This is a genomic window from Arthrobacter sp. K41, from assembly GCF_059089645.1.
Window position 1 is genome coordinate 116,262 of record NZ_JBNHEW010000007.1, and the last position, 21,333, is coordinate 137,594.

Annotated in this window: 22 protein-coding genes; 16 read left to right on the plus strand and 6 right to left on the minus strand. The window is 64.6% G+C overall.

What is annotated here, in order from left to right; translation table 11 throughout:
• Positions 1-9: 9 nt before the first annotated feature.
• The 10 genes from AC5RTE_RS15495 (at position 10) to AC5RTE_RS15540 (ending at position 7,380) form a co-directional block, all read left to right on the plus strand.
• The gene (locus AC5RTE_RS15495; protein WP_494042266.1) at positions 10-897 is read left to right on the plus strand and encodes an ABC transporter permease; all 888 of its coding nucleotides are present in this window, start codon (positions 10-12) and stop codon (positions 895-897) included.
• Between the two features lie 76 nt (positions 898-973).
• Complete coding sequence (locus AC5RTE_RS15500; RefSeq protein WP_494042267.1) at positions 974-1,867, plus strand: intradiol ring-cleavage dioxygenase; 894 nt, start codon at positions 974-976, stop codon at positions 1,865-1,867.
• Between the two features lie 10 nt (positions 1,868-1,877).
• Complete coding sequence (locus AC5RTE_RS15505; RefSeq protein WP_494042268.1) at positions 1,878-3,185, plus strand: M18 family aminopeptidase; 1,308 nt, start codon at positions 1,878-1,880, stop codon at positions 3,183-3,185.
• Positions 3,186-3,437: 252 nt separating this feature from the next.
• Positions 3,438-3,743, plus strand: coding sequence for a 30S ribosomal protein S6 (gene rpsF / locus AC5RTE_RS15510; RefSeq protein WP_078107099.1), 306 nt, complete (start codon positions 3,438-3,440; stop codon positions 3,741-3,743).
• 73 nt (positions 3,744-3,816) lie between these two features.
• A complete protein-coding gene (locus AC5RTE_RS15515; protein ID WP_494042269.1) occupies positions 3,817-4,392 on the plus strand; it encodes a single-stranded DNA-binding protein in 576 nt (191 codons plus the stop codon).
• 126 nt (positions 4,393-4,518) lie between these two features.
• Complete coding sequence (gene rpsR, locus AC5RTE_RS15520; protein WP_003800144.1) at positions 4,519-4,758, plus strand: 30S ribosomal protein S18; 240 nt, start codon at positions 4,519-4,521, stop codon at positions 4,756-4,758.
• A gap of 17 nt (positions 4,759-4,775) precedes the next feature.
• Positions 4,776-5,228 (plus strand): 50S ribosomal protein L9, encoded by a 453-nt coding sequence (gene rplI / locus AC5RTE_RS15525; protein ID WP_494042270.1) that lies wholly within the window; start codon positions 4,776-4,778, stop codon positions 5,226-5,228.
• A 203-nt stretch (positions 5,229-5,431) separates the two neighbouring features.
• Positions 5,432-6,283, plus strand: coding sequence for a PhzF family phenazine biosynthesis protein (locus AC5RTE_RS15530; protein ID WP_494042271.1), 852 nt, complete (start codon positions 5,432-5,434; stop codon positions 6,281-6,283).
• Positions 6,284-6,375: 92 nt separating this feature from the next.
• On the plus strand, positions 6,376-7,002 hold the full coding sequence (locus tag AC5RTE_RS15535; RefSeq protein ID WP_494042292.1) for an FMN reductase: 627 nt from the start codon (positions 6,376-6,378) through the stop codon (positions 7,000-7,002).
• Between the two features lie 42 nt (positions 7,003-7,044).
• Complete coding sequence (locus AC5RTE_RS15540; protein WP_494042272.1) at positions 7,045-7,380, plus strand: TFIIB-type zinc ribbon-containing protein; 336 nt, start codon at positions 7,045-7,047, stop codon at positions 7,378-7,380.
• Between the two features lie 59 nt (positions 7,381-7,439).
• On the opposite strand, the gene AC5RTE_RS15545 is transcribed toward AC5RTE_RS15540, so the two are convergent.
• Positions 7,440-8,012: a hypothetical protein gene (locus AC5RTE_RS15545; RefSeq protein WP_494042273.1), complete on the minus strand. Its 573-nt coding sequence runs from the start codon at positions 8,010-8,012 to the stop codon at positions 7,440-7,442.
• 3 nt (positions 8,013-8,015) lie between these two features.
• A complete protein-coding gene (locus AC5RTE_RS15550; protein ID WP_494042274.1) occupies positions 8,016-8,294 on the minus strand; it encodes a hypothetical protein in 279 nt (92 codons plus the stop codon).
• A gap of 667 nt (positions 8,295-8,961) precedes the next feature.
• Here AC5RTE_RS15550 and dnaB point away from each other — a divergent pair.
• Entirely contained in the window at positions 8,962-10,344 is a 1,383-nt protein-coding gene (dnaB, locus tag AC5RTE_RS15555) for a replicative DNA helicase (RefSeq protein ID WP_256247236.1), read from the plus strand.
• Positions 10,345-10,398: 54 nt separating this feature from the next.
• Here dnaB and AC5RTE_RS15560 read toward each other — a convergent pair whose 3' ends face one another.
• From AC5RTE_RS15560 to AC5RTE_RS15570, 3 genes are all read right to left on the minus strand, one after another.
• On the minus strand, positions 10,399-11,370 hold the full coding sequence (locus tag AC5RTE_RS15560; protein WP_494042275.1) for an acyl-CoA thioesterase: 972 nt from the start codon (positions 11,368-11,370) through the stop codon (positions 10,399-10,401).
• 126 nt (positions 11,371-11,496) lie between these two features.
• Positions 11,497-15,891, minus strand: coding sequence for a rhamnogalacturonan lyase family protein (locus AC5RTE_RS15565; protein ID WP_494042276.1), 4,395 nt, complete (start codon positions 15,889-15,891; stop codon positions 11,497-11,499).
• A gap of 337 nt (positions 15,892-16,228) precedes the next feature.
• Entirely contained in the window at positions 16,229-16,663 is a 435-nt protein-coding gene (locus AC5RTE_RS15570) for a DoxX family protein (protein WP_494042277.1), read from the minus strand.
• A gap of 109 nt (positions 16,664-16,772) precedes the next feature.
• On the opposite strand from AC5RTE_RS15570, the gene AC5RTE_RS15575 reads away from it, so the two are divergent.
• The 3 genes from AC5RTE_RS15575 (at position 16,773) to AC5RTE_RS15585 (ending at position 19,214) form a co-directional block, all read left to right on the plus strand.
• A complete protein-coding gene (locus AC5RTE_RS15575) occupies positions 16,773-18,125 on the plus strand; it encodes an MATE family efflux transporter (protein ID WP_494042278.1) in 1,353 nt (450 codons plus the stop codon).
• Positions 18,126-18,150: 25 nt separating this feature from the next.
• A complete protein-coding gene (locus AC5RTE_RS15580; RefSeq protein ID WP_494042279.1) occupies positions 18,151-18,741 on the plus strand; it encodes a hypothetical protein in 591 nt (196 codons plus the stop codon).
• A 113-nt stretch (positions 18,742-18,854) separates the two neighbouring features.
• Positions 18,855-19,214, plus strand: a complete 360-nt coding sequence (locus tag AC5RTE_RS15585; protein WP_494042293.1) for a hypothetical protein — start codon at positions 18,855-18,857, stop codon at positions 19,212-19,214.
• 59 nt (positions 19,215-19,273) lie between these two features.
• On the opposite strand, the gene AC5RTE_RS15590 is transcribed toward AC5RTE_RS15585, so the two are convergent.
• On the minus strand, positions 19,274-19,819 hold the full coding sequence (locus AC5RTE_RS15590) for a CGNR zinc finger domain-containing protein (RefSeq protein WP_494042280.1): 546 nt from the start codon (positions 19,817-19,819) through the stop codon (positions 19,274-19,276).
• A gap of 71 nt (positions 19,820-19,890) precedes the next feature.
• On the opposite strand from AC5RTE_RS15590, the gene AC5RTE_RS15595 reads away from it, so the two are divergent.
• Positions 19,891-20,934, plus strand: coding sequence for an EamA family transporter (locus AC5RTE_RS15595; protein ID WP_494042281.1), 1,044 nt, complete (start codon positions 19,891-19,893; stop codon positions 20,932-20,934).
• A gap of 97 nt (positions 20,935-21,031) precedes the next feature.
• On the plus strand, positions 21,032-21,304 hold the full coding sequence (locus tag AC5RTE_RS15600; RefSeq protein ID WP_494042282.1) for a DUF2277 domain-containing protein: 273 nt from the start codon (positions 21,032-21,034) through the stop codon (positions 21,302-21,304).
• Positions 21,305-21,333: the final 29 nt, after the last annotated feature.

The following is a 21,333-nucleotide window of genomic DNA, read 5'->3' on the forward strand; positions in this document are numbered from 1 at the left end:
ATGAGCACCATGACTGAGACCCGAACCGGGCCCACCCGTTCCTCCGCCGGCACCAAAGGCGTGTCCTTCGGCGGCGTCCTGCGGTCCGAATGGATCAAGCTTTGGTCGCTGATGTCCACCCGCATCCTGCTGCTGATGACGTTGGCAGCCATCATCGGCATCGGCGCGCTGGCCGTCCTGATCCGTTACACCTACCTGGAGGAGACAGCGCGCAGCGCCAGGGAGCAGGGCCAGACGATGACCCCCGAAATGCTCGAGGCATCCTTCCCCCCGGGTTCGGGCTTTGACCTTTACAACCTGCCCAACGCCGGGCTCCAGATCGGCATCCTGATCCTCGGGTCACTGGCAGTGCTCTTCATGTCCTCCGAATACGCCACCGGCATGATCCGCTCCACGATGAGCGCCGTCCCCCGGCGCACGCCGGCCTTTGTGGCTAAGGCGATCATCCTTGCTGCTATCTCCTACGTGATCACCACCATTGCCGGAGCGGCCACCTTCCTGATCGCCATGCCGGTGTTCCAGGGCATGGGCTTTGACCTCGATTGGACCACGGAGGGCGTGCTCTACAGCATCTTCACCGGTGGCCTGTACGTAGCCGGGGTTGCCTTGATCGGCCTTTCCCTGGGAACCTTGCTGCGCAACTCCGCCGGTGGCATCACCGTCCTGGTGGCAATGTTCTTCGTCCTGTCCATCGCAGCCGGCTTCATGACCCTTATCCCCGGTGACTTCTGGAAGTACGTTCCCCAGTACATTCCCAGCGAGGCCGGCGGGCGCTTCCTTTCGATTGGCCACACCGACGGCGTGATTGATCCCTGGCACGGCGGGCTGATCTTCCTCGGCTACGTGCTGCTGTTCCTGGTCCCGGCATTGATCGTGTTGAAGAAACGCGACGTTTGACGGGCCAGGATTCTCCCTGAGGCTTCCCGTACAGGAAAGGCTATACAGGTGGGGTGCGGGCGGGTTGGATAGTTCCATGAGCAAGCATGTTCCCCACCCGGACCACGACCGCGGCCTCGATTTTGATCTGTCCACCATCATGAGCCGACGGTCGCTGGGCATGTTCTTCGGTGCGGGCGGGGCTGCCGCTGCTTTGGCCGCCTGCACTCCCGGCGGATCCCCCGGCACTGCGACGTCCTCCGCCGCCCCTGGAACCGCTGCCGCGTCCGGTGCCCCGGCGGCCGGCGGAACTGCGGCCGGGGCCTCGCCGTCGCCCACCCTGACCCGCGCCATCGCCGAGTGCGGCGTGGAGATACCGAAGGAAACAGCCGGACCCTTTCCGGCCGACGGCTCAAACGGACAAAACCTGCTCGAAGCCTCGGGAGTCGTCCGGCGGGACATCGCGTCCAGCTTCGGGACGGGAACCGCCAGGGCTGAAGGCGTACCGCTGGCCTTCACCCTGACGCTGCTGGACAACGCCAACGGCTGCGTTCCACTGGCCGGCGCCGCCGTGTACGCCTGGCACTGCGACCGGGACGGCAGGTACTCGATGTACGATCCCGAACTGTCCAGCGAAAACTATCTCCGGGGCGTCCAGGAAGCAGACGCAAACGGACAGGCCACCTTCACCTCCATCTTCCCGGGCGCCTACCCCGGGCGCTGGCCGCACATTCATTTTGAGGTGTTCGAGTCCATGCGCAATGCGACGGCTGCAGGGCAAGTGCTGGCCGTTTCGCAGATCGCGCTGACCAAAGCGGCGTGCGACGACGTTTACTCCACCCCCGGCTACGAGGCCAGCCGGCGCGCCATGGGCCGCTCCAGCCTCCAGCAGGACAGCGTGTTTCGAAACGACGGCGGCATCTACCAGCTCGCCACCATGGCAGGATCAGCCGCAGCAGGCTACACGGCAGGGCTGAACGTCACCATCTAGACTCGGAACCATGCCTTCCTCCGCTGCAGACCACATCCAGGACCTTGGCGCTTACGTCAGCGCATCGCCGTCGAGCTTCCACGCCGCGCATGAGGCGGGCCGCCGGCTGGTGGAGGCGGGGTTTGCCCGTCTGGATGAGCTGCACACCTGGGACGGCGGCGCAGGCTCGTTCTTCATCATCCGCGACGGTGCGCTGATCGCCTGGGTTGTACCCGAAGGTGCCGGACCCGCCACTGCGTTCAACATCCTGGGGGCGCACACGGATTCGCCGTCGTTCAAGCTCAAGCCCAAGCCCACTACCGGTGCGCATGGCTGGCTGCAGGCAGGAGTGGAGGTGTACGGCGGGCCGCTGTTGAACTCCTGGCTGGACCGGGAACTGCAGCTCGCCGGGCGGCTGGTGATGCTCGACGGTTCCGAGCACTTGACGGCCACCGGGCCCATGCTTCGCTTCCCGCAGCTGGCCATCCACCTCGACCGGACCGTCAATGACGGACTGACACTGGATAAGCAGCGCCACATGAATCCGGTGTGGGGACTCGGAAACCCTGGTGACTTTGACCTGCTCGCTGTGCTGGCGTCCCACGTTCCCGGCGTCTTACTGGATCCTGCCCGGATCGGCGGGTACGACGTCGTCATCGCAGACACGCAGGCCCCTGCGGTTTTCGGCGGGAATGGGGAGTTCTTCGCGTCAGGGCGGTTGGATAACCTTTCCGCCACGCATGCCGGGCTGGTGGCTCTTATCGAGCATGCTTCCTCTGATGCTGCCCCTGCAGCCGCCGGTGCGCCGATCGCTGTGCTTGCCGCCTTCGACCACGAGGAGATTGGCTCCAACTCACGCTCCGGGGCATGCGGGCCCATCCTGGAGGATGTGCTGGTGCGCATATCCGATGGGCTCGGCGCCACGGCGAGCCAGCGCCGGCAGGCGTTGGCGGCGTCGTTCTGTGTATCAGCGGACGCGGGGCATGCTGTCCATCCGAATTACGCCGAACGGCACGATCCCGCCAACCATCCGGTGCTCAATGGCGGCCCCCTGCTGAAGATCAACGCCAACCAGCGGTACGCCACGGATGCCAACGGGGCCGCTTTTTGGGCCCGGCTTTGCGGGGAAGCGGGCGTGCCGTACCAGGAGTTTGTGTCCAACAACTCCGTTCCTTGCGGCTCCACCATCGGCCCGCTGACGGCAACGCGCCTGGGAATCCGGACGGTGGACGTGGGTGTTCCGCTGCTTTCCATGCACTCGGCACGCGAACTGTGCGGAGTGGAGGACCCGTGGCGGCTGGCAGCCGTGACCAAGCTGTTCTATCGGACCGCTTTTTAGCCGGCACTCCGGGGCGCCATGGCGCTTGCGTGGGTTTTCCACATAGCCGCCTTCGTTCTGCTGCGTGAGGAACCATGGCCGATAGTCTTGAGTCAAGCGCGAATCGCCTATTCGGTCCAAAGGCACTAAGATATTGAAGTCTGTGCTGCGTCCCGCCTCCGTTCTGGCGGCGGGGCACCGCATGGCATCGCAAATGAACCTCCTGTTACGGAAATGCCGTAACCGCTTAGCCCAAAGGAGGTGGGTTCACATATGCGTCCTTACGAATTGATGGTAATCATCGACCCCGAGGTCGAAGAGCGTACCGTTGAGCCGTCGCTTCAGAAGTTCCTGAATGTCATCACCACCGATGGTGGAACCATCGAAAAGGTTGACATCTGGGGCCGTCGCCGACTGGCTTACGAAATCAAGAAGAAGTCCGAAGGTATCTACGCCGTGGTGAACTTCACCGCCAAGCCGGAAACCGCCAAGGAACTTGACCGCCAGCTGTCTCTTAACGAGACCATCATGCGCACCAAGATCACCCGCCCCGAAGAGCAGAAAGTTGTTGCTGAGTAACTTCGGCCCAACTTTCATTCTTTACCCCGCAGGAAACGCACTCTTCACCCAGGATCGAACAAGGAGGCAGTAGATGGCAGGCGAGACCACCATTACGGTCATCGGTAACCTCACCAATGACCCGGAATTGCGGTTCACACCGTCCGGTTCGGCAGTAGCGAACTTCACCATCGCTTCCACCCCCCGCACCTTTGATCGCCAGTCCAACGAGTGGAAGGACGGGGAAACCCTGTTCCTCCGCGCCGCGGTGTGGCGTGAAGCGGCCGAGAACGTCGCCGAGTCCCTTACCAAGGGCATGCGCGTGATTGTGACCGGACGCCTGAAGAGCCGTTCCTACGAAACCAAAGAAGGCGAAAAGCGCACCGTCATCGAGCTTGAAGTCGACGAAATCGGCCCAAGCCTGCGCTACGCCAATGCCAAAGTCACCCGCACCCAACGCTCCGGCGGGGGTGGCCAGGGCGGCTTCGGCGGCGGCAACAGCGGCGGTGGCTTCGGAGGAGGCAACTCTGGTGGAAACCAGGGCGGCAACTCCGGCGGAGGCTGGGGCGGCGGCAACCAGCAGGCTGCACAGGATGACCCTTGGGCAACGCCCGGGGTTTCCAGCGCAGGCGGCTGGGGCAACGGCCCCGATTCCGAACCTCCCTTCTAACAACCAATAAAGGCCCGGCGCCGGGACCACCGAACGTGCTGCAAGGCACCAGGGTGGCTGCCGCCGCCGGACCACCACCATCCCGTGGATCAACATCCACGGGCTCCCTAGAATAGGAGCTCCACGATGGCTAAGGCTGAACTCCGTAAGCCCAAACCAAAGTCCAACCCCTTGAAGGCCGCTGACATCACTGTCATCGACTACAAGGACGTAGCATTGCTGCGCAAGTTCATCTCCGACCGCGGAAAGATCCGCGCCCGTCGCGTCACTGGCGTCACGGTTCAGGAACAGCGCAAGATCGCACAGGCAATCAAGAACGCCCGCGAAGTTGCCCTGCTGCCTTACTCCGGCGCTGGCCGCGGCTAAGGAAGGGATTAACTAACATGGCAAAGCTCATTCTGACCCACGAAGTAACCGGTCTCGGTGCTGCCGGCGATGTTGTAGAGGTCAAGGACGGTTACGCACGTAACTACCTGCTCCCCCGCAACTTCGCCCTGACCTGGTCCAAGGGTGGCGAGAAGCAGGTTGAGTCCATCAAGGCTGCCCGCGCCGCCCGCGAGCACGCTTCCCTGGAAGACGCTCAGAAGCAGGCTGCTGCACTTTCCTCCAAGCCGGTCAAGCTCGTTGTCAAGGCTGGCGAGACCGGACGCCTGTTCGGCACCGTCAAGCAGGGCGACGTCGCTGACGCTGTTGAGGCCGCTGGCCTTGGCCGCATCGACAAGCGCAAGGTTGAACTGCCGGCACACATCAAGTCCGTCGGTTCCTACCAGGCTAACGTCCGTCTGCACGACGACGTTGCTGCTGTGATCGAACTCGACGTCGTCGCAGGCAAGTAGTTTCAAGCTGCACCAAGACCCCCGTTGCCGGTTTCCGGCAGCGGGGGTCTTTTGTCTGCTCCCTTCGCCGGTGCATCTGCCTTTCCTTGCGGCCCCACGGGCCTCGACGCCGCCGTGCGGCGGGGCCCGGTGCCGTTTCCTGCCCGGAAGAGGTGCCACAAGAGCGGCGGTGTGCCGGCCACCGCCGGTGATACCCTGCAGCGGTGAGTTCACCTTTACCGCGCAGCCGCCCCTTCCATCAGGTCGACGTCTTCTCCACTCAGCCGTACCGCGGCAACCCGCTCGCGGTGGTGGCAGACGCCGAGGGACTGACGGCGGATCAGATGCAGCAGTTCGCCAATTGGACCAACCTGTCCGAAACAACATTCCTGCTTCCCCCCACTGACCCCCGTGCGGACTACCGCGTACGGATTTTCACTGGGAGTGAGGAGTTTCCGTTTGCCGGACATCCAACGCTTGGTTCCGCTCACACCTGGCTCGAGACCGGCGGCGTGCCCCAATCCGAGGGCTTCGTGGTGCAGGAGTGCGGTGCCGGTTTGGTGCGGGTGAAGCACGACGGCGGCCGGCTGGCCTTCGCGGCCCCGCCCCTCACCCGCTTCGGCCCCGTGGCGGGGGAGCTTCGCAGCCAGTTGGCCGCGGGCCTGGGCATTGCCGAATCTGACATCCTTGATGCCTCCTGGCTGGTGAACGGCCCCGAGTGGATCGGCGTGCTGCTTGGATCCGCGGAGCAGGTACTGTCGGTCAGACCCGACTATGCCGCAATGGGCGAGCTGAAAGTGGGAGTCGTGGGAGCGCACCCACCTGGAGCTGAAGCCGACTTTGAAATCCGCACGTTCCTCCCCGGCGACTCCATGATGGAGGACCCCGTTACCGGCAGTTTCAATGCCGGCGCAGCGCAGTGGCTGATCAACAGCAACAGGGCGCCGAAAGAGTATGTAGCGGCACAGGGAACCGTACTGGGCAGGGCAGGACGTGTTCACGTCAGGGCCTACGACGGCGGTATCTGGATAGGTGGACATTCCACAGCCTGCATCCGGGGATCGGTGCTGCTCTAGCGGACGCCCGGGAATAGTCCGGGAACCTGACCGGTTCAGTAGGTAGATGCATATGCATGTACGATGAAATGAACCAGCAACAGGAGAATGCCATGGAAACCCGCCGCATCACAGTCCTTTCCGCCGGACTCGGCGTACCGTCATCGAGCCGCCTGCTGGCAGACCAGCTGGCTGCGTCGGCAGAACGGGAGCTGGGCGGCGCCGGCTTCAGCGTGCAGGTGGACGTTGTGGAACTCCGCGACCTGGCCGTGGACATCGCCAACAACTTTGTTACCGGGTACGCGGCTCCCCGCCTGGCGGAGGTCATTGCCGGCGTAGAGGCCTCGGACGGAATCATCGCAGTGACGCCGGTCTTCAGTGCGTCCTACAGCGGCCTCTTCAAATCGTTCATCGACGTGCTGGATCCCAAGTCCCTGGACGGCAAAGCGGTACTGCTGGGTGCTACCGGCGGCACCGACCGTCACCAGATGGTCCTCGATTACGCTCTGCGGCCGCTGTTCAGCTATCTGCGCACCCGGGCGGCCGCCACAGGCGTCTTCGCAGGGCCGCAGGACTGGGGCGCTGCGGCCGACGGCGGCTCCGGCCTTGCCGAACGCATCAACCGGGCGGCGGGTGAGTTTGCGCGCCTGCTGGAAGGACCTCAGCCCGGACGGAAGCCGGCCCCGATGGAGTCGCTGCCGTTCGAACAGCTTCTGGCGGGTATTTCCGGAACACGCTGACCTGCCGCCGAACTTTCGGGCACTGCCGGACGTTATGCGGGCATGAAGTGTCCTGTGGATTCCGTGGAACTGCTCATGACCGAACGCAGCGGGGTGGAAATTGACTACTGCCCCCAATGCAGGGGCGTATGGCTGGACCGGGGGGAGTTGGACAAGATCCTGGACCGCGCTGCGGACACCTTGCCGGGTCCCGCCCCGGTCCCGCCGGCAACCCCGGTACCCGGACTGGTACCTCCGCCCCTGTATCCCGGCTACGAACCGCGCCGGGAGCAGCGGGGCTACGATGACCGCCGGTACGGCAAGGACCACGACAGGGACCATGACCGGCGGCGTCACAAGAAGAAGGACGGCTGGCTGGGGGAAATGTTCGACTTCTAGGTTGGGCCGGCAGGGACGCAGCCCATCATAGGCAGGCGCCGGGTAGGCGCCGGCATCCCTCAGTCGTCCAGTAGTTCGATGAACTCCCGGGCCTGCTTCGGGGTGATGTCCGAGTGCCGCGTCAGGGCGGTTACCGCAGCTTCGGTGTCCCCGCTCCGGGCAAGCGTGCGGATTCTGCCGTAGATCTCGTCATTAAGCATGTTGCTGCTGACTTCACGGGTCACATCACCCTTACTGGCAATGGCGCGGTAACGGTAGGGGAAACGCTGCGGTTCTTCGTCCTCGTCATCCTCGACGGCGGCAGGAGGAGCTTCGGCGCCCCGGTAGGGCTGGGGATGGGCTGCCAGGGCTCCAACGGCGTCCCGGGCCGCCCGCAGGCCCTCTCCGGTGCTCTCGTAGTACAACTTGATGGCCGCCATTGCCTGGCCCTGGGCGATCAGGGCATACAGCCTCCGGTGCTCCTCCTCGGAAAGTCTGGCAGCGGAAGTCCGCGCCAGCTCAGCGGGCGTAACCGCGGGCGCTGCCGGTTCCGCGCTGCGGGCAGCCTTCCGCCTGTTTACGGCGCGGGCCGCAAGTGTTACCCCTGCAATGACTGCAAGGAGGATAAGGACGGGGGCCACTAGCGATTCCATTGTCTAAAGCCGTTCTATGTGCTTCCTGGCAGCAGCCAGATCTGTTTGCCTTGCCTGGGCGGAGTTCTGGCTCGGCTCCGTATTCCGTTCCAGGCGGGCGCGGGCGGCCGTGGCAGCCTGGACTTGGGCTGCGTAGTGCAGGGCTGAACGTTCCGCCAGGTCGCGCTGGTACTTTTCGGCCTCAGACACGCCCGCATCACGCGGGCTCAGGGCTGTAATAAGACCCCACATGAGCGCCACCAAAACAATTGCAGGCAACAACACCAGCAGCAGTTCGCCCATGCATAGAGCTTATGCCACATCGAGGTTATCCACAGCAATATTCAGGGCTCTGCATGGAGCGGGCGCAGGGGCGGGCCGGATCAGCTGCGGGAAATATGAGAGCCGCCACAGTGGCGGCGCCCGGCCCTCTGGACGCAGCCCGGAGCCGCTATCGTTGCCCGCACCCGCAGCACAGGCTGTGGATGAAATTCCCGAAAAGAAATATTCTCTCCACATGCCTTCTGGCACGTTTCCGCAGGTCATGCGCATAATAGGCGGCAAAGTTTTTTGGTTTCCACAGCTTTCCCCACAGGCTGTGCACAAGCTATGCCCGGTACTGCACAGGTTATCCACACCCTTCCCCGCATGCTGGCTTTGAGGGCCAAGCGAGTGCGGCTAGCGTAGCGGGGTACCTGTTCTTTGGTGGCTTGGAACGGCCGCCGGGAGGGCGCAGGAGGATACACGGAGGACCGCTGCAGCCTGCAGGGATACCCCGCTGTGGAAAACCTGTGGATAGTGGGGATAACTTCGGCGGAAGCCTACACACCGCGCGGGCAGCGCGGGGATTGTCGGACCCTGCTGGTAATCCTTGGCAGGTGGCCGAGCGCAGCTATTGCAGCGCAGACGCCTTAGCAGGATGGTTAGCACCGGGCACTTCGGTCCCCGGTACACATGGAGGACGGCAGCTTTGTCAGTAGCGCATCTGGACCCGATCGAAGCCACCCGCGGATCGGACGTGAGCCGGAAGCCTCCACAGGATATTCCCGCCGAGCAATCCGTCCTCGGCGGAATGATGTTGTCCAAGGACGCCATTGCCGACGTCGTGGAGATCCTCCGCGGCCAGGACTTCTACCGGCCTGCGCATGAAACCATCTATGAAGCCATCATTGACCTTTACGGCCGCGGTGAACCGGCTGACGCCGTCACGGTCTCCGATGAACTCACCAAGCGCGCCGAGATCAACCGGATTGGCGGCCCTGCCTACCTCCATGAGCTGATCCAGACTGTTCCCACTGCAGCCAATGCCGGGTACTACGCAGAGATCGTTGCTGAACGCGCGGTCCTCCGGCGCCTGGTCAACGCCGGCACCAAGATCGTGCAGCTGGGCTATGGCTCGGACGGCGAGGTGGAAGACCTGGTTAACCAGGCCCAAGCCGAGGTCTATGCCGTCGCGGAAAGGCGCACCGCAGAGGATTACGTGGTGTTGAAGGACGTCATGGAGTCCACGGTGGACGAGATTGAGGCGTCCGGCCACCGGGGTGAGGGCATGACCGGAGTCCCCACCGGTTTCTTCGAGCTGGACGAGCTTACCCACGGCCTCCACCCCGGACAGATGATCGTCATTGCCGCCCGGCCCGCTGTTGGTAAGTCCACGTTCGCCCTGGACTTTGCCCGCTCAGCGGCCATTAAAAACAACCTGGCCACCGTGATGTTCTCGCTCGAAATGGGCCGGAACGAGATTGCCATGCGCCTGCTCTCGGCGGAGGCAACCATCGGCCTGCAGGACCTCCGCAAGGGAACCATTAAGGACGAGCAGTGGTCCAAGATTGCCACCACCATGGGCAGGATGAATGACGCCCCCCTGTTCATTGATGACAGCCCCAACATGTCCCTGATGGAAATCCGCGCCAAGTGCCGGCGGCTGAAGCAGCAGCACGATCTCAAGCTTGTCATCCTCGACTACCTGCAGCTGATGAGCTCAGGCAAAAAGGTGGAGTCCCGCCAGCAGGAAGTTTCCGAGTTCTCCCGTGCCCTGAAGCTGCTGGCCAAGGAACTCCAGGTTCCTGTCATTGCCCTGTCCCAGCTGAACCGTGGCTCGGAACAGCGGTCAGACAAACGCCCCATGGTCTCGGACCTCCGTGAATCCGGCTCCATTGAACAGGACGCGGACATGGTCATCCTGCTCCACCGTGAGGACGTCTACGACAAAGAATCACCCCGCGCAGGTGAGGCCGACATCCTGGTGGCCAAGCATCGTAACGGGCCCACCAAGGACATCGTGGTCGCGTTTCAGGGCCACTACTCCCGTTTCGCCAACATGGCAGCCGACGCCGGCGGCGGAGGCTTCTGAGCCACGGCTGTCCTGTGCTGCCGGTCTGCTGAGGACAGTTTTCGCCCTCACCCCTCAGCCGGGTGCGAGCAGGTGGTTCGGCAGCCGGTTGCCCGGCGCCGTTCCCCGAATTTCCAGCAGTTCGCGGGCATGGGCGTGGAGCCTCTTGTCCTCATCGCTGACAGGCACCCAGGCGGGAACCGGGACGGAGTTGCCTTCGTCGTCGCGCGCCACCATCACGGTGAGGCAATAGGTGGTGAGGTTCAGTTCGCGGCCTTTTGGATCGCCCGAGCGGACGTGGACGGCGATGTGCATGCCCTTCGTCCCCGTGTACACCAGGCGCGCTTCAACCTCCACAATGTGGCCGATCAGCAGCGGGCGGTAGAACCTGACGCCGCCCGAAAATACGGCCACAGTGTCCATCCCGCAATAGCGGGACGCGCAGACGTAGGCAGCCTCGTCAATCCACTTCATCACGATGCCGCCATGGACTTTTCCGCCCCAGTTCACGTCGGTGGGAGCGGCCATGAACCGCAGGGTGACCCGCTCGGCCGTACCCGCGGCGGTATATTCCTGCCGGTTCATAGCTTCCACGATCTGCTCGCGGATCTTCACCCGCGCCAACGCATGGTCCCGTTGCTCGATCTGACCTGGGGTGACAGGTTCGAACTGCTTGACCGGGATGGGCTTCCCGTCCTCCCCTACGGCTACAAAGATCACCATGCACTGGCTGCGCATGGTTGCCGGGCCACCCTTGGGGTCCCCCGAGGACACCACGGTCCTGATGTGCATGGACGAACGGCCGGTGTAGACGATAGTGGCTTCCACTTCCACCATGTCGCCGCTGTTAACGGGATCGGCGAAGTGGATGTTGCCCACGTAGGCAGTGACGCAGTAGGACTTTGCCCAACCTACGGCAGCTGCGTAGGCAGCCTTGTCCACCCATTCCAAAACCGTCCCGGCGTCTACGGAGCCGCTGTGCCCCACGTCCATGGGGGCGGCCAGGAAGCGGAGGGTCACGGAGTTGGGGACGCCAGTCTCAGTCATGGTGCGATCTTACTGACGCCTCCGGTTACCCATCAGTTGGGCCTTCAACATTGCGGTCCAACAACAAATGCCCGCCCGCCAAGGGCGGACGGGCATTGCTGACCTGCTAAAGACGGTTCCGGAGATTCAGCCGGCGCGGGTATAGACGATGTCCGGCTGGGCGGGGAGCTCCATGCCCTCACCGATGAAGAAGCCGGGGTGCGGCGGCTGGTTGTAGGCGATGTTCTCGCGGGCAACCGAGAGGCGGTATACCGGATCATGCATCAGCGTACGGAGCCGGACGTCCGTGGCTGCGGAGGTGGTGTAGATCCGCAGCTCGGTGCTGTCCGCCGAGGGCCATGCCAGTTCCTCACGCCAGTCGCCCAGGAGGTCCGCCTGGATGGCCGGGTTCCCCTTGGTGCTGTTGTTGGTCTTGGCGCCGGCAGCCGTCAGCAGCCGGTCACTGGACTCGGTTTCCCAGTTCCACTTGGCAATGCTGGGCGTGCCGGTGTTGCCGGCGGCGTTCCAGTCGTGGTCCACAATTTCGCGCAGCAGGTCACCGTCCCACCACGCCAGGAAGTTGGCGGCTGGAATGCGGTTGGCGATCAGCTGGCCCTTAGCCGAGCGGAGCTCGCCAACAGGGGAATTCCAGGACGCGTCGCCGCCGATGGCCCAGCCCTCGGCGCCCGCGTGGCGGGGATCGATGTCTCCGGCGGCCGCCCGGCCGGTGTCCTTGGCAGCCGGAATGCTCCAGAGCACTTCACCTGTCCGCGAATCCCGGAACGTGGCACCCTTGTTTCCACTTGAAGCCATGTCCTCGTGGGCGGCGAAGGTTTCCAGCCCCGGGCGGGAGGGATCGAGGTCGCTGGTGTGGATGGCGTCGCCGTGGCCGAGGCCGGTGTTGTACAGCGGCTTGCCGTTGTCGTCGATGGTCATGGATCCGAAGACGAACTCGTCCTTCCCGTCGGCGTCAACATCGGCCACGGACAGGTTGTGGTTGCCCTGGCCCCGGTACTGTGCGCCCGCAGCATCCGAATCGAAGACCCAGCGCTTGGTGATCTTGCCGCCCACCAGGTCGTAGGTGGCCACCACGGCGCGGGTGTAGTAACCCCGGCTGAACATCATGGAGGGGTGCTCGCCGTCCAGGTAGGCCACGGCTCCAAGGAACCGGTCCACGCGGTTGCCGTAGGTGTCTCCCCAGGCCCCCACGTCGCCGCGTGGCGGATCGTACTTCACGGTGTCCATCACGGTTCCGGTGGCGCCGTGGAAGACGGTCAGGAATTCGTCGCCGGTGAGCACATACCCGGTGCTGTTGCGGTGGTCGGCGCTCGGGTTGCCCACCACCGTGCCGGCCGCGTCCCGTGTTCCGTCCGCCGTCTTCATGGCCACTTCGGCCTTGCCGTCGCCGTCGAAGTCGTAAGCGAGCAGCTGCGTGTAGTGGGCGCCGGCCCTGATGTTCGGGCCCATATTGATGCGCCAGAGTTTGGTGCCGTCCATCTTGTAGGCATCCACGTAGACAGTGCCGGTGTAGCCTGCCTGCGAGTTATCTTTGGAATTGGACGGTGACCACATCTGGAGAACCTCGTAGGTTCCGTCGCCGTCCAGGTCCGCCACACTCGAGTCGCCGGCGGAGTAGCTGTAGGGCTGGCCGTCCTTGGTGTAGTCGTCCGCGGGCTTGTCCAGCTTGATGGCAAGGTAGTCCCGGGCCAGCGGTGTGAACTCGGCCGTAAGCTGGTCCCCGCCGTTGCCCACGGTCTTGATGGCATACCTCGAGGCGGCGGTACCGGCGGGATCCAGGAAAGTGGTGCTGTTGCGGATCGGCTCATCAGTGAGCTGGACGCCGTCGCGGATGACATGGAAGCCAACCTGCTCCGGGTCAAGGCCCAGCATGCGCCAGCCCACCCGTACACCGTCACCGGTCAGCAGGGCCACGGGGGCGCGGTCCAGCTTCTCCATCTGGCGGTTGACGACGGTGACCTTTTCAGTCCCCACCACCGCCGATGGCGTGGATTCGCCGCCCTTGTTCACCGTGGTGACGCGGTAGTAGTACTTGATGGTGGTCAGCACCGTGTAGTCCGTGTAGTTGACCTCGGAGGCACGGCCTACATAGTCAAAGGGGCCGTCGGGGGAGGTGGACCGGTAGACCTGGTAGGCGGCAGCCCCGGAGACTTTCTGCCACTTGAGGGTGACACTGGTCTTTTCCACCGCTTTCACGTCCACCTTGCTGGTGGCAGCAGGGACCGGGGTGGTGGGATCCACCAGGGCGGTCTCCACCGTGTTGGACGGAACCGATTCCAGTCCTGTGCTGTCCAGCGCCGTAACGAAGTACTTGTACTTCAGTCCGGCAAAAGCAGTGGTGTCCTGGAAGGAAGCGGCGCTGACGTTTTCCGCGATCAGCTGTGGTTGAGCTTCAAAGGAGGCCTGGCGGAACACCTTGTAACTGGCGGCGTCTGCCACGGTGTCCCAAGCGAGGTCCACGGTGGGGGGTTGGGCGGCGGCATTGACCGCCGCGGCGTGCAGGTTGGTCGGTCCCACCAGCAGCGGAGTAACCTCCAGGCCGTTGAGCCGCTGGCCGGAGCCGCTGAGGACCAGGTTCAGCTGGCCGTCGGATACCAGGACCTGGTTGATGATTTTGGTGGCCGAGGATGCCCTGCTGGAGGAGACCTGGCCGAAGGGCGTGCCCTCGGCGGCCACGTCGGTTCGGGTGGAGCCGATCCAGTCGCTGTGGTAGGTCTTCAGCGCGTAGGTGCCGTTGGGAACGTCGAGCTGGAATTCGAAGCTGGATCCGCTGAGGACGAAGTCACGCAGCAGGTTGCTGGTGACTGCGCCGCGGTCGCGGTCGCTGAGTACCGAGATGTCCTTGAAGCCGAAGCCCCGCTCGGGGGTGTAGACCATGGTCCGGTTGACCTCGGTGTACCCGGCCTCAAGCGGTGCTCCCGCCGGCCCGAAGTCGAACTTGTACTTCGCCTGCTTGGTGGTCACCGGGAGGGTGTCGCTGGGCTCGGAGAGGCCCTTGCCGTTCATGGCTGCGACGCGCACGTGGTAAGCCGTACCTTCAGCCAGCCCGGCCAGGTTGGCGGTGGGGACGGTCGCGGTGGTGGTGAGCTTGTAGGCGCTGTCCGGCTCGGAGGCCAGCTTGCGGTACACCTTGTAGATGTCCGCGCCATCAACATGCTGCCACTTCAGGAGTGCTCCCGCATTGGAAACGCTGCCGGCCACCAGGCCCTGCGGCTTGGCCGGAACGGACGACGGCGGTGCCACTTCCTTCACGCGGGCAGCCAGCGGAAGGCCGAGCTGCTTCACTCCGCCGGCCACCAGGCGGGCGATCTGGATGGCGCCGTATTCCTGGAAGTGGGTGTTGTCCACCGTGCCGGTGGGGCGGTTGGGATAGACGCCTGCGTCGACATGGAGGAAAACGGACTTGGTGTCCTCCGGACCGATGGCGTCGTAGTAGGCGCGGCTCGAAGCTGAGAGATCAACCAAAGCCACGTTTTCCTCCGCGGCCAGCTCCTGCATCTTGGCCACGTACTCGGGGAAGCTGACCCGGAACTTGCCGGTGGCTTCGTCGTAGTCCCGGCGTCCCACCGGGGTGACCAGGACTGGTGTCGCTCCACGCTGGCGGGCCCCGTTGACGTACGTCCGGAGGTATTCCTTGTAGTCCGCGGGGGAGGCGTAGCGGTCATCGACGCCTATGGTGGCGTCGTTGTGGCCGAACTGGACCAGCAGGTAGTCGCCAGGGTTGATGACGCGCAGGATCTCGTCCAGCCGGCCCTGGCTAATGAAGTTTTTGGAGCTCCGGCCGCCAATGGCGTGGTTCTTGAAGGAGACGCTGTCATCGAAGTACCGGTCGATCATCTGGCCCCACCCTGCCTGCGGAGCGAAGCCGGGGTCATAGGTCTGCACGGTGGAGTCACCGGCCAGGTAGACGCCGGGGTCAGTGGTGGCGGTCCGCGGAGCGCGGGCAGCGATGACCAGGGAGTTGATCCTGGCCGCTGTCCCGGTGAAATCGAGGTTGAGCTGGCCGTCCACCAGGGAGATCGGGAATTCCATTTCCAGGTACTGGCCGGCCGGCTTGTCCGTTGCCTGGACTTTGGCCATCTTCTCTGCGGTGATGGCGATGTTGGTGGATTCGGCGGCGTCGCCGGCGATGAGCTTGACGGTGTAGTCACCGTTGGGCAGGTCCACCAAAAAGGAACTGCCCTGCGTCTGGACAAAGTCGGACCGCAACGGGTCCCCGGTGCCGCGGTCCGTGCCGGAGGTAACGGCGGTGTCCGTGAAGCCATACTTGGTGCCCGCCGAATACTGCGTATTGGCGGCAACGGGTGTGTAGCCTTCCGCCAGGGCACCGGGGCCGAAGTCGAATTTGAAGCCGCTTCCCACGGGCGGCAAGGCGGTATCGGCCTGGACTGCCGGAAGCCCGGTGAAGGCGATGGCGGCGGAAGCCACGGCAGCCGTAACGGCCTTCGCTCCGGCGGGCAGCCTGCGCTGGCGGGGTGGCGGTGCTTCCTGGGGCAGCGGGGTCACTGGCGGGGGTGTTTTCACGGACATCTCCTTCGATGAGCAGTGGCAAAGCGGTACCCAGGAAGGTTGTAACGATTCAAATCAGTAGCTGCGGAGACTCTTTTGCAGCTACTGCTTGATTTCGGAGCGATTCGGGAATGGCTGAGACCTGGGAGGGGTGATGCAGCTCTCACTGCAGCACCCAAGGTTTATCAGCGCCGCGAACCTGCTGGCAAGCGTTTTCCCAATTTTCCCGAAAGATTTTGGACGCGCTTATTCGAAGTTGTGCTTTTGGCCGCTCTGATTGAGCCACAACGACGGAGGGGCACCTTCGTGCCCATCCGCCGTCGTTCGCGATCGGTAAAACGTGAGGCCCGGGTCAGGCGAGGACGGCCAGCTTCGAGTTGCCGCGCCCGAACACTGCACGGTCAACAGAGAAGCGCCCTGCACCGGTCAGCACCAGGGCGAAGGCTGCCGCTGCGAAGAGCAGGACCAGTTCATAGCCACCGTTTGCGGCGAACACTCCAGCTGAGGCATGCACCAGGAACAGGGCGCCCAGCATGTCCAGTGCCAGGAGTGCGGCCACCACACGGGTGAGGATGCCAAGGATCAGTGCGATTCCGCCTCCCAGTTCCAGGACGGCAACGGCCGGTGCGGCAATTTCCGCTGCCGGAACTCCCATTTTGGCGAATGAGGCCTGCGTGCCAGCGATGGTCCATTCAGAGAACTTCTGCCAGCCGTGGGCGGCGAAGAGGAAGCCCAGGACAATCCGGAGGACGGTGACGGCGGTGGTGGTAAGTCGTGACTGTTTCATAAGACTTTAGTCTTCCGTGCTAATAGTTGAAGTGTCAACTAACTGCTTCATATTGTGGTCTTTGTCATGCCCATGCCGTGCTGCGCAGGTAGCCCATTAGGCTGGCGGGGTGCCCCAATTACCTGCCCTGGCGCCGGCCGCACCACCGAAGGGACATGCCCGCGAAATCCTTCGGCTGGCTGTTCCGGCCTTTGGCGCGCTCGTTGCCGAACCGCTGTTCCTGCTGGCTGATTCGGTGATTGTTGGCCACCTCGGCGTGGCGCAGCTGGCAGGAGTGGGGCTGGCGTCGGCAGTGCTGCATACTGCCGTCGGCCTGATGGTTTTCCTCGCGTATTCCACCACCCCCGCCGTCGCCCGGGCCATTGGGGACGGCCAGCTGGGCAAAGCCCTGGCGGCAGGGCGCGACGGCGTTTGGCTGGCACTGCTGCTGGGCACGGGGTTAGCCGTGGCGGGCTTCCTGGCCGCCGACCCGCTGATCGGCCTCCTGGGAGCCGAAGGTGATGTCCGCACCTTCGCCGTCGACTATCTTCGCTGGTCCATGCCAGGACTGGTTGCCATGCTGCTCATCTTTGCTGGCACCGGCCTCCTTCGCGGCCTGCAGGACACCCGGACGCCGCTTGTGGTGGCCACCGCCGGGTTCGGCCTGAACATCGTCCTGAACCTGTGGCTCGTCTACGGTCTGGGCTGGTCTGTGACCGGTTCCGCCGTGGGTACCAGCCTGGCCCAGTGGGCCATGGCCGCCGTCTACCTGGTGATGGTGAGGCGCAACGCCCGGCGCAACGGCGTCAGCCTCCTGCCCAGCTGGCGGGGGATCAGGAGCATGACGCGGGTGGGGTCGTGGCTGATGCTGCGGACCCTCAGCCTGCGGGTGGCGATCCTGGCAACCGTGGTTGTGGTCACGGCACAGGGACCGGTCAACCTTGCTGCCCATCAACTCGCCATGACCGTCTTTTCGTTCCTGGCCTTCGCCTTGGACGCCCTGGCCATCGCTGCGCAGGCGCTGATCGGCAAGGAACTCGGTGCCTCAAACCCTGCAAGGGCACGGGTCCTGACCGGGACCATGACCCGCTGGGGCCTTGGCTTCGGCGCGGTCACCGGTGCACTGCTGGCGCTCGCCGCTCCCTGGGCTGGCTCCCTGTTCACGTCCGATCCCGAGGTGCACTCGGCCCTGGCCGTCGCCTTGTGGATCCTAGCTGCCGGCCAGCCCGTCGCCGGCTACGTCTTTGTCCTCGATGGGGTACTGATCGGCGCGGGGGACGCTAAATACCTGGCGCTCGCCGGCATGGTGAACCTCGCGGTGTACGGGCCACTCCTGATCGCCGTGGCCCTGTCAGGCGCACGCGGAGGGGCCGCGCTGGGTTGGTTGTGGGCGGCCTTTGCCCTCGGTTACATGGCCGCACGCGCCGTTACCCTGGGCGCCCGCGCCCGGTCTGACCGCTGGCTGGTGCTCGGTTCGACGTAGGCGCTGCCCCCACTAAACTGGACCGGTGACCCAACCGAATACTCCCGCAGGTACTGCTTCCGGAACGGGCCCCGCGGCTGAGCTGTGGAAACCGGTGCTCCTTCGTTCCGCGGCGGCGCTGGTCTTTGGGGCTGTGACCATCTTCTGGGCAGCACCGTCCGTGGAAGTCATGGGCTGGGCCGGCGGGCTCTACCTGCTGGCAACCGGGCTGCTCCTGATGTGGGGTATCCCCGCTACGGGATTCCCGCGTGACAGGGCGGTGGGCAAGAAGCTCTCCGCGGCCGGGTCCGTGCTGGCCGGCGCCGGTTTTTCGCTGGTGCTCCTGCACGGGGACCTCCTTTTTGGTGTGATTGCAGCCCTGGGACTGGGCGTAGCGGGGGCTTTCGAGTTGTTCTGCGGGCTTGGATTCCGCGGCCGGCACGTCCTCGCCAGGGACTGGGTAGCCTCGGGGATCATCGGGCTCGGCACCGCCGCCATCCTGCCCTTTTTTATCGGCCTTGGAGCGCATGCGCTGCTGGGCGTTGCCGGTGGCGGAGCCATTATTTCCGGAGTGCTGTGGGCCCTTGCCGGGCTGACCATCCGGCACGATGCCCGCACCGCTGCTGGAACCCCGTAAACTAGGAGGTGTCCGGTTCTACTTCTCGTAGAAATGTCGTGGAAATGACCGGACACATACCGAAAGACATCGACCCGGGCCGGCCGGCGCGCCGCCTGCAGGGAGGAATCACCGTGGCAGACCAGCAACCAGGACATCCGCGCAAGATGCGGACCTCGGTGAAGGGCCCGCTGATGTTCTCCGCTTTCTGGGCCGTAATCGCCTTCGTGGCCGTGGTGATTTTCGCCTCCGGCGGCACTGCACGGGCCCCCCGTTTCGATCTTGCCTTCACTGCCGCGGGCATTGCCTTCATCGTCACCCTGGTGATTGCCGCGATGCTCGCCATGAGCCACAAGGACAACGCGGATTACCTGGGCAAGGGCTCCGGCGTGAACCTCAGCTCGGCTCCAAAGAGTTCCCACGGGTTCGGTGCGCCCGGCGTCCAGAAACCGCCCGCTTCCGACGGCGGCCCCGAGGGTACTGCAGACCGCTGACCTATACGCTGGGGGCGCCCTGCTCCGCCGGGGCGGCGTGATATGCACTTGCTGGGCCGTTAATTTGCCGCCGCCTGCCGCGCCCGATAGGCAGCCACATGCGCACGGTTGGCGCAGTTGCCCGTATCGCAATACCTCCGGGACCGGTTCCGGCTGAGGTCCAGCACGGCGGCGTCGCAGTCCTCTGCCTCGCAGGTGCGCAGCCGGTCCATCTCCTTACTGCGGATCACGTCTGCCAGGGCCATGGCCGCTTCCGTGCTCATCCGGTGGGCGAGTGGGGCCTCGGGGGTAGTGGCGTGCAGATGCCAGTCCCACTTGTCATGCTTGACCAGCTGGGGCAGGGCGTTGGCAGCCCGCAGCAGCCCGTTCACGGTGGCCACCGCCGCTTCCTCGTCGGCAATCCACAGGTCCGCGAGCTGCCGCCGCAGTCCGCGGACGCTGGCCAGCTCCGCTGCGTCCCGGGTCCGGGAGCCAGTGAACCCTTCTGCGGCAAGGAAGCTGTCCAGATCCTGCTGGGAAGTCAGCTGTTCCCGTCCGTTGGCGGCGGAGTTGATGAGATTAACGACGGTGCGGAGGGCCACCTCGGTGTCAGGGGCAAAGACCATCTTGACTCCTTACGGACGCGGGGCGTAGTGTCATGACCATTACCCCACTTTACTCCTGACAGGAGGCGACGGTGCCTGCCGCCCACAATCACCCCCCGAGCAGCCGGACGGCTGCGCCGCGGCGCGGCTTCCTGGCCTCCGGGCTCGGTATCGCGCTGTTTTCATCCGCGGTCTTCGGAACCTCCGGCTCCTTCGCCAAAGCGCTGCTGGAAACAGGCTGGTCACCTGGAGCTGCGGTGACCGCCCGGCTGACGGGGGCCGCGCTGATCCTCGCCGTCCCTGCCATTCCTGCGCTGCGGGGCCGCTGGCACCAGCTGCGGGACAACTGGCTGACCATTGTCCTGTTCGGCCTGATCGGCGTCGCGGCATGCCAGCTGTTCTACTTCAACGCCGTGGCCCGGCTATCCGTTGGGGTGGCCCTGCTCCTGGAGTACCTGGCGCCCGTACTGATCGTGCTGTGGCTGTGGGCGGCCAGCCGGAGGCGCCCGCGTGCGCTGACGTTCGGCGGGACCCTGCTTTCACTTGGCGGCCTGGTGCTGGTCCTGGACCTCACCGGCACTGTCAAGGTGGACCCGGTGGGTGTCATGTGGGGCGTCGCCGCCGCGGTCTGCCTTGCCATCTACTTCTTCATCACGGCCAAGGAAAATGACTCCCTGCCGCCCATAGTGCTGGCCTCGGGCGGACTCATGGTGGGCGCAGCCGTGATGTGGCTTGCCGCTGCAACCGGCCTGCTGCCCATGGCATTCAACACGGCCGACACCAAGCTCGGCCCGTGGGTCACCCCCTGGTGGGTTTCATTGGCCGGACTGGTCATCCTGGCAACGGTCCTGGCCTATGTCTCCGGCATCATGGGCGCCCGCGCCCTGGGATCAAAGGTGGCCTCATTCGTATCGCTGACCGAGGTCCTCTTCGCCGTGATCTGGGCGTGGCTGCTGCTGGGGGAGCTGCCGGGCGCCATCCAGCTTTTGGGCGGTGCGCTTATCGTCGGCGGCGTTATCCTGGTCCGGTTCGATGAGCTGCGCGCCCCCTCGGCTGTCCCCGCCGGTAGGGCCGTGGGCGCACCCCGGGCGACCTCACCGCTGAAGCACGCGAACGACGTCGAGCCCGTCCCCTAAGTGCCACGCCGCGGCGGAGTGCCGCAAGGGCACACCAGAAGAATAAACCTTCCTGGAGGGGGTCGATCCTTGGCGATCCAGCGCCTAGCATGGCGGTATGTGCCGGAATATCCGAACCCTTCACAACTTCGAACCGCACGCCACGTCGGAGGAAGTGCATGCCGCAGCGTTGCAGTACGTGCGCAAGGTCAGCGGAAGCACAAAACCGTCCAAGGCCAACGAGGAAGCCTTCGAAGAAGCAGTCCACGAGATTGCCCACATCACCCAGCATCTTCTTGACTCGCTGGTGACGCAGGCACCGCCCAAGGACCGGGAAGCCGAGGCGGCAAAGGCGCGGGCCCGGGCGGCGGTCCGGTATGGCGCCGCCTGACGTCGCGTTCAGTGCCTGGGCATCCGGAC